The organism is Neobacillus sp. PS3-40 (genome assembly GCF_030915485.1).
Classification (GTDB): Bacteria; Bacillota; Bacilli; order Bacillales; family Cytobacillaceae; genus JAUZPL01.
Genome location: NZ_CP133266.1, coordinates 4,089,310 through 4,103,295, shown reverse-complemented (window position 1 = coordinate 4,103,295; position 13,986 = coordinate 4,089,310). Strand labels below are relative to the sequence as shown.

Sequence of the window (13,986 nt, the reverse complement as noted above, 5' to 3'; positions counted from 1 at the left end):
ATTTACATTGAAACCGGTATAATCAAAATATTTTTACTATTTTGTAGATTATTGTGTATAACAGATATTGATATTCTTATATTGTTGTAGTACAATAAAAAACAAATAATACACAGGAGGTAATAAATATGTTGAACTTGGATTTTTACCATAACTTACCAAAGAAGGAATGCAAAGAATGTGGTTGCGAAATGGAGGAAATGCACGAGTCATATTTAGATGAATGTGTAGGTTGTTGCGGAGAACATAATAAATAGAATGTCTGATAATTCCCTTACACTTGGTAAGGGTTTTTGATTTTATTTGCTGTGTTAAGTCTCATTGTTAATTGGAGTGGAATTCAACTTTACTAATTACCTATTACTTTTTCAAAAGAAAAAGCCATAGAGACAAACTTATCTCTATGGCACTTTTATAATTAATCTTCATCTATTGTTAAATCTCTTACTGGTAATGGCTCATTTTCTCCATGTGTTGGTTTACGTAGATTAAAGAATGCCTTTACACAGAAGACGACTAACGCAATAACACCAATTAAGAAAATGGTATCCGGAACGGCTCTAAATAGTAGTAAATTATGAACAATATCCATGCTAAAATAGGTTTTTGGATCACGTGATGCCCAGTACCCTTTATCATAGGCAAGTTTTAACTGCACTAATCCAATTGGCAATAATGAAATGAACACCATTCCTGCTAAACCGACATTTAACATCCAGCAAACAAATTTTAATAGTTTATCATTCCATGCTTCGGGTTTTACGATATTTCTTAATGAGAATAAAAGTAGCGAAATGGCGAACATTCCGTAAACACCCATCATAGCAGCATGCCCGTGTGCAGGTGTTAATTGCTGACCGTGTTCAAAATAGTTTACAGCTGGTAGATTGATCAAGAATCCTAATACCCCTGCTCCGATTAAGTTCCACAGTGCTGTTGAAATTAAGAACCAGAAAGTTGATTTGTATGGGAAGTCAACTCCACCATCTCGAAGCATTTTGTATTGTTCATATGCTTCAAGAATCAATAATGTAAGTGGAATAATTTCTAAGGCTGAGAAGATTGAACCTAGAGCAATCCAAACTTCTGCCGAACCATTATAGTAATAATGGTGTCCAATCCCAATAACTCCACTGCCTAATAGAATCGTAATTTGGAAAATTAATGATTTAACAGTTGAACTCTTTGTTACGAGTTTCATTTGAACCAATAAGAACCCAATAACTACAACGGCAAACACTTCAAAGATCCCTTCCACCCATAAGTGAACAATCCACCAACGCCAGTAATCAGCCATTGTGTAGCTTGTATTTGGTTGAATGAAAAAGGCAAAGCAATAGAATAATGGAACAGCAATAGATGCGTAGAATAAGAGATGAACAAGACCACCTCGATCAGTTTCACGCTTTAAGGCACTCCTTATTCCTCGATACATAATGAATAGCCAAATGACCATTCCAAGCGCTAAAATATACTGCCAGAATCTTCCTAATTCTAGGTATTCCCAGCCTTGATGACCAAACATAAACCAGCCATTCCCAAGGTATCCTTTCACACCTAACCATTGTCCTAGCGTACTACCAAATACTAAGACTACTAATGCCCAGAATAATATATCAACTAATAACCCTTGTCGTTTAGGTTCGTGTCCACCAACAAGTGGTGCCACATAAATACCTAAACCAAGCCATGCAGTTGCAATCCAGAAGATTGCCAATTGAAGGTGTATTCCTTTTGCAATACTGAATGGTAATAGTTTTGTAATCCATTTTATTCCAAAGAAACTCTCTGGTTCCGTATAATAGTGAGCAAGTAGCGCACCAAACATAACCTGTATGAAGAACAGAATCGATACAATTACAAAATATTTACCTGCTTTTACCTGTGAGGATGTAACAGGTATTTTGTTTAAATCTATTCTTGGGAAATTACCAGGCGTATATGCCTCTTTCATCCCTAAATGGTAGCGATAGAAGAAATAAAGTATTAAACCCATGAATAATGATAGAATCGTAATACTTGCCCCACTCCAGAAAATAGACGAGTAGGTCAACATATTTCCTGCATCTTTATAATAAGGCCAGTTATTTGTATAAGAAATTTTATCATTTGGACGATCTGTACTTGATAACCATGCCGTCCAGAAGAAGAAATCAGATATTTGTTTTATTTGATCACCTTTACCAACCCAAGCACGATTCTTAGCTGGTAAATCTGATTCTTTAATTAAGTTTGGTTGTAATCCCCAACCATCACCCTTTGTAAATATCGTATGGTAATAGTTTTCTACCTGTTTTAAACCATATGCCTGTGCATCTGTCAAAACAAGCGTGTCTGTCTTTTTGATATAGCGATTTTTACGTATTTCATTTTTAACATTTTCACGAATGACAGTTTGCTCATCTTTTGATAGTTTAGCAAATGGGACACCATCTTTTTTATTTGCATGGAAATCCTGCATGCCCCCAGTGTAGATTTTCAATGCTTCTGCTGTATAGTCTGGACCCATGTATGATCCATTTCCTAAAACTGTTCCATAGTCCATTAATGCATATTTTTGGAAAACAGCTTGTCCACCCTTGATTGAATCCTTTGTAAATAGTACTTGTCCATGTGAATCTGTTACAAGAGGTCGTGGTGCTTGTGTTTTAAAAATCCAATATCCCCCTACTAATAATACAGTAAAAACTAATAGTAGTACGGTTACACATACTGTTTTAATAAAGCTTCGTTTTACTTTATTTTGTTTTCCCAGGTTTGATCCTAATTTTTTGGCTTCCATATATTTTACCTCTTTCAGAAGTCTATATCTCTATCTATTATAATAATCTATAAATTTGTGAAAATATTCACAATAATATTAATAACGATCACATGTTAAAAATCGATTTACATGTAAATATCGTTAAGATTGTCTATTATTGATAACTATATTCTTTTGTGGAGACTTCATGGTTATATTCATTCATCGATATTTCAGAGTTATATTCTGTTACAGATGCGCCTTCTTCAGAAACACTTAATTTTAAAGGAATGACACCGGCATTTTTCCATGCTTTATATAGTTCCTCAATTTGACCGTCTTCTTTTAAGAAAGCAATTCCACAATCCCCGCCACCAGCACCTGATGATTTACCACTACCAAACGTTTCAGCTAAATCACTTAAATCTTTTAGCTTAGATGTTTCAATATTGATGCCGGCTTGCTCGCCTAGCCTCATCAGAATTTTGCGGTTTTGCGTAAGACTTTCAATGGCACCATTACAATCATTTATCTCAAAGCTTTTCAACAACCTATTAACTGCATCTGAAGTTTCCTTCAAAAAACGTGCATATGATTCTAGATTGCTTGTACGAAATTCTTGAACTTTCTTAATCATAGGAGCTGTTGATGCTGCTTCTCCTGTCCATCCTACACATAATTTAAGATGTGTGGGTGCAGTTAATGGAGTAATAGAAAGATTAGGCCAAGGCTTTTCTATTAACTCTGTTAGTGTTTTCACTTGCTGTAATTCATTTAGGACCCAGTTAGGTTTAAATGCTGAATAACAGAGCCAGCCGCCGAAAGTTGATGCGGCAATATCAACACCAGAACCATTTTTTTGTGTTTTTAAATGTGCAATAGCGGCAAGTTTAAAAACAGTTTCAAGCGTTGGGCGAATAGTTCCATCGCTACTATGCAACATTAGAACGGCTGAAATAACAGATACGACAACTGCTGCACTTGAGCCTAATCCATATTTTCGGCCCGTTGTTGGGTCATCAAGGTCACTCTTAATGGTTAGACTAAATGGTTTTAATTCTACCGAATTTTCTTGTAAATATTGATTAACTACCCTAATTGAATTCTGAATAAAATCTAATTTTGGGTCAGAAATATTAAATTGAACATGTTTTGCATTCATTTCCCATGATACATTTTCATATCCTAACTGTGGCAATGAAAGTTGATTATGAATACTTTGATCTATATAAACGGTTATATAACGATTGATCGCAATGACGACAGCCCGCTGATTTGGTTCAAGAACAGCGTATTCGCCAGCAATCAACAGTTTCCCCGGAACTTTCACACAATAACTTGAACATGTCATTGTCATTCTCCTCACATGTGCAGACATCTCTCGGTGGTAGCCAACGATGTCTGATCTATTTTGTGATTTTCATGTTTTTGACTGGTTGGATGCTTACCCCATATTATTGTTCAGAATCTGATAAATACGTTACACCTGGTCCAGGACATGAAGAGTAGACATTCTGAACAGTAGGTATTGCGAGCAATGCTTCACGAACTCTTTGTTCATCCTTTTGTTGACATATAACTTTTACATTCGGTCCAGCATCAATTGTAAAATAGGCTTGAATGCCCAATGAACGCAATTCTTGAACTTGTTCCATCACATCAATAGTGGCACCTTGCCAATACATAAATGGTGGTACAGCACCAAGTGTTGTCGCATGCATTTTTAATGCATTTGCTTCTGTAACAGTCCCAAGCATTTCAAAATCATGTTTTTTAATCGCTTCTTTCGCTAGTAGAAAATCTTTCTCCACCTCTGTAAGCCATGCAGAATAAAATGGTGATGTTTCCACGGTACGCTTCATGCCTTCTCTGCTTAGCACTTTTTTAGGCTTAGATGTCAATAAAACAGAGAGAATACTGAGATTCCAATCTTGATCTACATGAATGGGCTGTGCAAATGAGTCTGTCCCATCTCTTTTTTCACCCTTTTGCCACTCAACAAAACCACCAAAGATAGAGCGACTGGCAGACCCTGAACCTTGTCTAGCAATTTGTGATAATTCTTTTAACCCTAGGTCCAGGCCAATCGCTTTTGTAGCTGCCGCTGCTAATGCTGCAAATCCAGAGGCTGAGGAAGCAAAACCAGCTGCAGTTGGAACTTTGTTCGTTGATTTCACCATTGCAAATAAATTTTTTCCCGAAATCCCTCTAATGAGATCAAGAAAACGGGTAATCTTAAGCGTCTCAGCCTCACTGGCAATATACCCATTCAGTACAAATACATCTTCAAAAAGATGTGTACAAAACTGAACAGTTGTTGTTGTATAAAATTTATCTAGGGTTATAGAGAGACTACTATTCGTCGGTAAAAAAAGTAACTCATCTCGTTTTCCCCAATATTTTATTAGTGCAATATTTGTATGTGCCTTTGCTGTTACCTTCATTCACAGCCCCCCCTTTTATAAGACAAATTAGTTGATATTTCCTAAAGTGAAATTCCAGGTTTTACTCGCACCTGCTTTAATGAAGTGGTTCTCAAGACTTTTTGCATGTGCAGGATTTTTAGCAAGTGCTATGACACAACCCCCACGACCTCCGCCAGTAAGTTTTGAGCCGAGGGCTCCTGCTTTCCGTGCTGCATCTACAAGTCCATTAATCCCGGCATCACTCACACCTAGTACCATTAGCACATCTTGAGCCAAATTAAGCAGGCTTCCAAGTAATTTCGTATCGCCAAGTGAAAGTGCTGTCCTTGCCTCATACGTAATTTCTTGAAGCTGATTCAAAGATTCTTCCGTCTTTATTGGATTTGATTGATAATTTTCTCTTACACTATTGACAGCTGCATGAGTATCACCAATTCGTCCAGAATCTGCCACAACGAGGTGGAGTGGCGCGCCCATTTTTATGGTAGCTATCTTTTTCTCTTTTTGAAACCAAATCGGAACTTCACTTGCAGTAGCAAACATATCAACACCGCTGGGATTACCATGTGCATGCGTTTCAGCAATATGGACGAGTGACATTAACTCACTTTGTTTCGCGTTTTGTCCATAAAAGGCAAAGAGACTTTTGACAATAGCTACCGCTACTGCCGCACTCGAACCTAATCCTCGTCCGAGTGGTATAGTCGAAGTAAGTCGAATCAATAAACCATTTGCCGGTTTTTTTAAAAACTTCAACGTTTCATTAATGCAAGCTGCTATTCCTAGCATTTTCTTTGGAACCATTGAAAGGGGTCCATCATAATATTCACAAGCAAATCGGATTGTTTCAGGGATTTCCTCAACCGTAGAAGTTACTTCGATTAAGGGAAAGGGTAATGCAATCGCAGGCATTCCGTAAACAACTGCGTGCTCCCCTACTAAAATCAATTTACCATGTGCCTTACCAATAGCTGACTTTTGAGTAGGTTGGATCATTTAAACACCTAACTTTTCAAGGGAAACTCCCATAATTTAAAGTGTACAGTCTTCATTAACTGCATAATCTGCCAAAATTCTATGGTGCTCAAATATAATACCATAAAATAGCTCTGTTATTTACTCCAAAACAATAACATATCACTAGTTTGCCCTAACAATCATCAAATTCGTTCAAAAATGACTGAATAAATGATAGTAGAAAGGCATGGTCATCGCGATTGGTGTGACAGAATAACTTAAGCAATTAATGAAGTCTATTTTCCTCGCAACACTTCTCATCAAAAGTCATGCGCAGTTTTGTAATAAGAATACTAATCCCAAATCCAATTAATGCACCAAGTAGTCCGAAGAATAGCGGCATAGGAGGTTCATTTGGTGCAATGAAATAGCCACCAAGCGCCGTGATACTGCAAATAAATAATGATAGAACCAAGTCATTAATATTTACAAGATCCTCCCAATCTTCAATTGTTTTCGAATTTTTATCAATTGGGAAAGTGTTTTTCCTATCAAAGCCAGCCATAAAAATTAACTCCTTAAAGATTTCGTACGAATGAGGGATAGAGGGCTTTTATTGATGCTGTTTTAATGCATCTTCAAGCTCAAAAAGACGACCAACAATAAACTGTCATATATATATAACTCCCTTAACATTTATCTGTATATTTTTAATAATGATTATGATTATCATTCTCAATCATACAGTAAAAAAAAATGCCTTTATTTAAATCCAAGTTCTTGTTTTATCACAATGATTTGTTCAACATGCCGTTTAATAGGCAGAATCGTAGATATTCATAATTAAAGATCCTTATCGAAACTCATCGTTTATGTATTGCATCGTTCTCTACCTCTCTTTTTACCCTTTTTGGACATTATCATCGTAATGGGAATTGGGTAATAAAACATTGATGTAGGTCAAGTTTTTTAAAATCAAACTATCAGAAGAATATTATTCTGAGAAATGCCTTCTAAAAGTGGAATTGTTTTGTGAGAAAAAGGATCTTAGAAAAATGCTAAACAAACAAAAAAGCCCAATAATAAGATTACGGGCTACGCCAATATTCCCCTTAAACAGCTTCATAGACATGTGCAACAGAATTTATCGAAATTAGTTCTGTTGGTTAGTTCAAAAATAGGGCTTACCTATTGGCAGCCCTACAATGTATTCATCATCTAACAAAATCAAAGAATTAACGTTCACATATCTCGAAAGACAAAAGTCTAAGTAACATAACATGTTTGTATGTTTGTGTACGGACAGTATCTGAACCTATATATCCTCCACCTGTTCAAAAAATTCTTCCACTAGTTGCTCAAGTTTTTGGATTTCTTTTGTCCAATCGGATGTTTGTACAGCTTTTAATGATTGAAGGGTGCTTTCAATCAGAAATTTCCTTGGTGTTTTTGAATGCACTAGTTCCTCTTGTACAAAGTCAAGCAGTTCAATATATTTTGATTGTTCATCAGCGTAATTTAGCATTTTTTTTAATGATAAAACAGTGTGGTAAAGTGTAGGCAGAATACCTTGGACATTTTTTTGACAGTCTGGTAACCATCTTTCTAAATATTCCGGTTCAAGTAATTGTTCTCCTGATTCCGCAACTTCATCCACCATCTTTATTAATCGTTCAACGCTATAACGGACTACTATAGGAAATTTAATGCCAGAGCTTAAAGCCATATAATTAAAATGAACGTTATGGTTTAAAATTCCCATAAACATAATGGCAATATCCAATAAGTAGGGTTTTTTACTATCACCAAAAATTTCTATAAACCTATTATATAACCACCTGAGCATCATAATTCGACACTTTTTTACAAATTGCTTCAAATCTTCATCCTTTGAGTAAATTACCTCTTCAAATAGCGAAAGCACCTTGTTTTTCTGATTTTCCTTCATTTGTACTTCAATTTGTTTTATAAAAACCTCGATATCTGATGGGTCTTTACCAATTAATAATTCATTCCGGTCATGTTCGATTTTTTTATGGATCGATTTAAAAAGTGCGATAAATAGGGCATTTTTAGAAGGAAAATAATTATAAAAAGTGCCTTTAGAGATACCGCTATATTCTAAAATATCTTGGATTGATGTGGCTTGAAAGCCTTTATCAATAAATAATTGATGGGCCATATTAATAACATGCTGTTTCCTATCGTTCATTATAATCACCTTATTTTTCATTAGACTACCAGTATAAAAGCCATAGTACTCTATTTTCGTACTTTTTACAAACCCAGTAAATAACAAGGTATTTTTCAATTGCAAAATTTGAACCATTGGTATATGATATGGTTTATGTAAAAGCAGTATAAAAAAATGAACTATAAGTTTACAGGGGGAAATTTATGAATCACACCACGAAAAAGACTGATCGTCCACCGTACGGTCTCATAGCCGTTCTGATGGTTGGAGCTTTTATTGCATTTTTAAATAATACATTACTAAATATTGCATTACCAACGATTATGAAGGACTTAAAGGTTGAACCATCTACGGTTCAGTGGTTGGCAACAGGCTTTATGTTAGTAAATGGAATTTTAATTCCAATTTCGGCCTTTTTAATCCAAAAGTTTTCCGTTCGTCGTCTATTCTTAGCAGCAATGGGATTATTTACATTGGGGACCATACTTGGAGGCTTTGCACATGTCTTTCCTCTATTATTAGCAGGTCGGATGATTCAAGCTTCCGGTTCAGCAATAATGATGCCCCTGCTAATGAACGTTATGTTAACAAGCTTTCCCATTGAAAAAAGGGGAACAGCGATGGGGGTTTTCGGTTTAGTGTTAATGTTTGCTCCGGCAATTGGTCCAACTCTATCTGGCTGGATTGTTGAACACTATGACTGGAGAATGCTTTTCCATTTTATTACACCTATAGCTATTATCGTCATCTTGCTTGGCTTTTTCTTACTTAAAGATAAAAAAGACAAAGTGGATCTCCGACTTGATTTTATTTCAGTTCTATTATCAACCGTCGGCTTTGGCGGAATCCTCTACGGATTTAGTTCTGCTGGGACAGATGGCTGGGATAGCCCCATTGTATATGAAACGCTTATCGTAGGGGTTATTTCTTTAGTAACGTTTATTGTGCGTCAATTAAAGCAAGACAAACCAATGCTTAATTTCTCGATCTTTAAATATCCAATGTTTGCCCTATCATCAACTATTTCAATGGTTGTAACAATGGCATTGTTTTCTGGAATGCTACTTTTACCTATTTATGTTCAAACTATACGTGGTATTTCTCCAATTGATGCGGGATTAATGTTGTTACCTGGAGCAATCATCATGGCAATTATGATGCCAATTACAGGTAAATTATTTGATATTTTTGGCGGCCGTATATTAGCGATTATCGGCTTAATCATTACAGTTGTAACGACTTATTATTTCAGCAAATTGACACTTGATACTACCTATAAACACTTAATTATTTTATACACGATCCGAATGTTTGGTATGTCGATGGTAAACATGCCTGTTACGACAAATGGTTTAAACCAATTGCCAACACGCTTTTATCCACATGGTACTGCAATGAATAGTACTTTGCAGCAGGTATCTGGTGCTATTGGTACAGCATTATTGGTAACAGTCATGTCAACTCGATCAGTTACACATGGGAAGGAAATTGCTGCATCTGCCATGAAACACGTAACAGGGCATCCGACTGCAGCTATGCTAGTTCAAATGAAACATCAAATTCAAATGAAAGCAATGCTAGAGGGCATTAACGATGCTTTCTTTGTGGCTACATTCATTGCCGCTGTTGCCCTTATTCTTGCGCTCTTTATTAAACGCGCAAAACAAGCGGAAGATCCTAAAGCTGAAAATTCTTCTGGGCAAAAAGTAGCTGTTAAACTGGACGGTAATTAATTTAATTAGGATATATAGCTGTATTAAAAAGACGACTAAAAATTCTGATACTGAATTTTTAGTCGTCTTTTTACATTGACTATGTTAAAGGGCACTATTGCTTTTGACATCCTGTTGATTGGAGCGTAAGGTGCTCGACTCCTGAGGGAGCAGCGGGACAGGTGTGACCCCAATGACATAAACCTATAATTACAGAAGGCCCAAAATCAGGAATTGGTCGAAAAAAAGCCCTTCATTCCCGAAGACCACATTTTTTGTTGTCTAAGGGAATCAAGGAGCATGAATAGACGGAAAAATTCCGCTTAATTAGTAAATTAGATCAAAAATAGCCTAAATAGAAGGAGATATTCCGCCTATTGACCTGAAAACCTCAAGAATGGGGGGCTTTGCTTTGCATAACCGGAAAATCTCCGTTTATTTACCCCGAAATGAGCTCCATTCTGCATCTAACCGAAAAATCTCCGCTTAGGTGAGACCCCGCAGGCGCTTCTTAAGCTCCGAGGATGCTCACCGCCCGCCACGCGGAAAGCGAGCATCCTGAAGTGTAAATCAACGGACTAGTTTCAAAGGACTTACCAATTTGTATTTTAATTAATATGCTAATTCCTAGTCTATTTGAAATGTTTCTCCACAAAAGCGGAACTACTTATTTAATCAGTTTCTCTTCTTTTTTCACCTAGAAAACTCAAAATTAAAGCATTATTTTACAAATATCATTGGTAAACTCGACTGGATCATTGATTGGCAAGCCTTCAATGAGGAGTGCTTGATTGTACAATAGGTTTGTATATAAACTTACTTTCTCTTTATCTTTCTCAAATGCATCTTTTAATGATTTGAATACTTCGTGATTGATATTAAGCTCTAGGACTTTATCAGCTTGTACATTCTGGTTATTTGGCATTGATTTCAAGATTTTTTCCATTTCAATCGTGATTTCGCCTTCAGTCGTTAAACATACAGGATGTGATTTTAATCTTTTTGAAACTCTAACATCCTTAACCTTGTTAGCTAATATGCCTTTCATATAATCGAAAAGGTCCTTGTTTTCATTTGAATCAGGTTCATTTTGACTTTCTTCGTCTTTTATTCCTAAATCACCACTTGATATAGATTTGAATTCTTTCTCTTTGTATGCCATTAACATTCTGATGGCAAATTCATCTATCTCATCAGTGAAATAGAGGATTTCATAGCCCTTTTCCGCAACTAGCTCTGTTTGTGGAAGTTTTTCGATTCTTTCATTTGTTTCTCCAGAAGCATAATAGATATATTTTTGATCCTCTGGCATTCTTGATATGTATTCATCTAAGGTTACCAGCTTCTTCTCTTTGGAAGAATAAAACATCAATAGATCCTGCAATGTATCTTTATTACTTCCAAAATCATTATATACGCCAAATTTTAACTGTTTGCCGAAGGATTGATAAAATTCTTCATACTTCTCCCTTTCCTCTTTTAACAAGCTTTGCAGTTGGCCTTTTATTTTATTCTTGATATTTTTAGCAATCAGCTTCAATTGTCGATCATGTTGTAAAATTTCTCTTGATATATTAAGAGATAAATCCTCTGAGTCAACCATTCCTTTTACAAAACTAAAATAGTCTGGAAGGAGATCTGAGCATTTGTTCATAATTAGTACACCATTAGAATAGAGCTCTAACCCCTTTTCATATTCTTTTGTATAATAGTCAAACGGAGTTTTCTCCGGGATAAATAAAATCGCATTATATCTAACTGCTCCATCGACACTGATATGGATGTGCTTTAATGGCTTGTCAAAACCATACCTTTTTTCTGTATAAAAATTCTCATAATCATCTGGAGTTAATTCATTTTTATTCTTTCTCCAAATCGGCACCATACTGTTAATGATTTGTTCTTCTTCGTGATCCTCGTATTCATTTTCACTACCATTTTTAAGCCTACTCGAGGTTACATCCATTTTAATTGGGTAGCGAATGAAATCAGAGTACTTTTTAATGATTGCTTTTAATTGATACTGCTCAAGAAACTCATCATAGTTCTCATCTTCTGTATTCTCTTTAATTTTTAAAATAATCTCCGTACCTACTGAATCCTTCTCACATTTTTCAATTGTGTATCCATCTACACCCTTAGATTCCCACTTATATGCCTCATCACTATCAAGTGACCTGCTGATGACAGTTACAATATCAGCTACCATAAATGAGGAGTAAAATCCTACGCCAAATTGACCAATAATATCATGGCCATCTTTCAATTCTGTTTCACTTTTAAATGCTAACGAGCCACTCTTGGCAATCGTTCCAAGATTATTTTCAAGTTCTTCCTTTGTCATGCCAATACCTGAATCAGATATTTTTAACGTTCTATTTTCTTTATCAGCAACCACTTTTATAAAATAACTGTCCTTGTCAAAACTTAACGTATCATCTGTTAATGCTCTATAGTACAATTTGTCAATTGCGTCACTAGCATTAGAAACCAACTCTCTTAAAAAAATCTCCCGATGAGAGTAAATGGAGTTAATCATCATTTCTAATAACCTTTTAGATTCTGCTTGAAACTGTTTGTTTTCCATGAAAATTCTCCTTTCGATTTAAAGCAAATTAATGTAAAAATGGTGGTACTAGGTGAGTTCAGAGCCTCTTTAGCACTCGTATAAACAGAGTGCTAACTACTACTATTTTAATATCATATCATATAGTTTGTGTCAATAAAGAAAACTCACTGATTTGCGAGCCCCTAAGGGCGATGATTAGGTGTAGTTGCCCTTATGTGCTAGCAGAATTTATGAAAATAAATTCTGCTAGCTAAAAAAGTAATGCCTTATCCCCAAAACATTACATTTGTAACACTTGGGAATTAGGCATAGGTTTGAATCTTTATGAAATTAAAAAATATTGTAATCCCATTCCATAGCAATATGTTTTAAGAGCATAACACCAGCTACACTATTTCCATACTCATCTATTGCGGGACCATAAACTCCAATCCCACATCCATCTGGGAACGGGACATCACGTGATCTAGCACGAGGTGGAACTGCTCCTAAAATCCCCCCTGCTACACCGCTTTTAGCAGGTAATCCAACAGAAGCAGCAAATTTACCGGAAGCATTATACATCCCGCATGTCACCATTAATGCTTTTGTTAATCTAGCCACTTCTTTTGAAAAAATTCTTTCCTTCCGAATCGGATGGTATCCATCTTGTGCTAGAACCAAACCAATCATAGCAATGTCTTCTGTCGTTACTTCAATAGAACATTGCTTTAAATACACCTCTAAAGCTTCTTCTACAGTGCACTCCAAATAGCCTGTCGCTTTTAGATAATAAGCTATTGACCGATTTCGATGAGCGGTTTGCCATTCCGATTGAAACACTTCTTGATTGATCGTTAGCCGTTTCCCCACTATTTTTTCTAATAATGAAAGAAGGGAATCCAATTTTTCCTGTGGTGATTTTCCTCCAAGTAACGAGGATACTGTGATGGCTCCTGCATTGATCATTGGATTAAATGGCCTTCCCGTCTTATCCACTTCTAAACGAATAATCGAATTAAAAGGATCTCCAGTTGGTTCTACGTCTACTCTTTCCAAGACATATGAAATCCCAAAATCCAAGCAGGCAGAAATAAAACTAATCACCTTTGATAGGCTTTGCATGGTAAACGAGGATTCAAAGTCCCCTGCTTTCATTGTAGTTCCATCAGGTCCAATGATGAAAATCCCTAATTGAGATGGATCCACATTTTTTAAAGCAGGGATATAAGAGGCACATTTACCTTGGCTTGAAAAAGAACGAAATTGTTCCACCCATTTTTCTATACAGCCAGTGTTCACAGGTTTTTCCTGTTCTATCTGTGCTACCTTTTGTATTACTTCCATTTATCTCATATCCCCTCCGTTTACTAACTCCAGAAAAAAAAACCGGTGCCTTTCCCATC

The 13,986-nt window shown here is 36.0% G+C and carries 10 protein-coding genes; 2 read left to right on the top strand and 8 right to left on the bottom strand.

All coding sequences use genetic code 11. From position 1 onward, the window contains the following. The first annotated feature begins 128 nt into the window (after positions 1 to 128). Positions 129 to 257 carry a protein YhfH gene (gene yhfH, locus RCG20_RS19935; protein WP_308181878.1) on the top strand — a complete coding sequence of 43 codons (129 nt, stop codon included), beginning with the start codon at positions 129 to 131 and terminating at the stop codon, positions 255 to 257. A 161-nt stretch (positions 258 to 418) separates the two neighbouring features. Here yhfH and RCG20_RS19930 read toward each other — a convergent pair whose 3' ends face one another. The 6 genes from RCG20_RS19930 to RCG20_RS19905 form a co-directional block, all read right to left on the bottom strand. After that, positions 419 to 2,782 (bottom strand): nitric-oxide reductase large subunit, encoded by a 2,364-nt coding sequence (locus RCG20_RS19930; protein ID WP_308181877.1) that lies wholly within the window; start codon positions 2,780 to 2,782, stop codon positions 419 to 421. Positions 2,783 to 2,918: 136 nt separating this feature from the next. Next, complete coding sequence (locus RCG20_RS19925; RefSeq protein ID WP_308181876.1) at positions 2,919 to 4,094, bottom strand: phosphomevalonate kinase; 1,176 nt, start codon at positions 4,092 to 4,094, stop codon at positions 2,919 to 2,921. 103 nt (positions 4,095 to 4,197) lie between these two features. Continuing rightward, positions 4,198 to 5,187: a diphosphomevalonate decarboxylase gene (mvaD, locus tag RCG20_RS19920; protein ID WP_308181875.1), complete on the bottom strand. Its 990-nt coding sequence runs from the start codon at positions 5,185 to 5,187 to the stop codon at positions 4,198 to 4,200. 27 nt (positions 5,188 to 5,214) lie between these two features. After that, positions 5,215 to 6,165: a mevalonate kinase gene (mvk, locus tag RCG20_RS19915; protein WP_308181874.1), complete on the bottom strand. Its 951-nt coding sequence runs from the start codon at positions 6,163 to 6,165 to the stop codon at positions 5,215 to 5,217. Positions 6,166 to 6,412: 247 nt separating this feature from the next. Further along, positions 6,413 to 6,691, bottom strand: a complete 279-nt coding sequence (locus RCG20_RS19910; protein WP_308181873.1) for a hypothetical protein — start codon at positions 6,689 to 6,691, stop codon at positions 6,413 to 6,415. Between the two features lie 750 nt (positions 6,692 to 7,441). Further along, positions 7,442 to 8,338 carry a TetR/AcrR family transcriptional regulator gene (locus RCG20_RS19905; protein WP_308181872.1) on the bottom strand — a complete coding sequence of 299 codons (897 nt, stop codon included), beginning with the start codon at positions 8,336 to 8,338 and terminating at the stop codon, positions 7,442 to 7,444. A gap of 185 nt (positions 8,339 to 8,523) precedes the next feature. Here RCG20_RS19905 and RCG20_RS19900 point away from each other — a divergent pair, with 185 nt between their 5' ends. Continuing rightward, positions 8,524 to 10,053 (top strand): DHA2 family efflux MFS transporter permease subunit, encoded by a 1,530-nt coding sequence (locus RCG20_RS19900; RefSeq protein ID WP_308181871.1) that lies wholly within the window; start codon positions 8,524 to 8,526, stop codon positions 10,051 to 10,053. A 691-nt stretch (positions 10,054 to 10,744) separates the two neighbouring features. Here RCG20_RS19900 and htpG read toward each other — a convergent pair. Both htpG and RCG20_RS19890 read right to left on the bottom strand, forming a co-directional pair. Continuing rightward, on the bottom strand, positions 10,745 to 12,619 hold the full coding sequence (gene htpG, locus RCG20_RS19895) for a molecular chaperone HtpG (RefSeq protein ID WP_308181870.1): 1,875 nt from the start codon (positions 12,617 to 12,619) through the stop codon (positions 10,745 to 10,747). A 312-nt stretch (positions 12,620 to 12,931) separates the two neighbouring features. Beyond that, complete coding sequence (locus RCG20_RS19890) at positions 12,932 to 13,927, bottom strand: glutaminase (RefSeq protein WP_308181869.1); 996 nt, start codon at positions 13,925 to 13,927, stop codon at positions 12,932 to 12,934. Positions 13,928 to 13,986: the final 59 nt, after the last annotated feature.

Coding starts and splice junctions, on each gene's coding strand:
- yhfH (WP_308181878.1), top strand. CDS start 129: ATGTTGAACTTGGATTTTTACCATAACTTACCAAAGAAGGAATGCAAA.
- RCG20_RS19930 (WP_308181877.1), bottom strand. CDS start 2,782: ATGGAAGCCAAAAAATTAGGATCAAACCTGGGAAAACAAAATAAAGTA.
- RCG20_RS19925 (WP_308181876.1), bottom strand. CDS start 4,094: ATGACATGTTCAAGTTATTGTGTGAAAGTTCCGGGGAAACTGTTGATT.
- mvaD (WP_308181875.1), bottom strand. CDS start 5,187: ATGAAGGTAACAGCAAAGGCACATACAAATATTGCACTAATAAAATAT.
- mvk (WP_308181874.1), bottom strand. CDS start 6,165: ATGATCCAACCTACTCAAAAGTCAGCTATTGGTAAGGCACATGGTAAA.
- RCG20_RS19910 (WP_308181873.1), bottom strand. CDS start 6,691: ATGGCTGGCTTTGATAGGAAAAACACTTTCCCAATTGATAAAAATTCG.
- RCG20_RS19905 (WP_308181872.1), bottom strand. CDS start 8,338: ATGAACGATAGGAAACAGCATGTTATTAATATGGCCCATCAATTATTT.
- RCG20_RS19900 (WP_308181871.1), top strand. CDS start 8,524: ATGAATCACACCACGAAAAAGACTGATCGTCCACCGTACGGTCTCATA.
- htpG (WP_308181870.1), bottom strand. CDS start 12,619: ATGGAAAACAAACAGTTTCAAGCAGAATCTAAAAGGTTATTAGAAATG.
- RCG20_RS19890 (WP_308181869.1), bottom strand. CDS start 13,927: ATGGAAGTAATACAAAAGGTAGCACAGATAGAACAGGAAAAACCTGTG.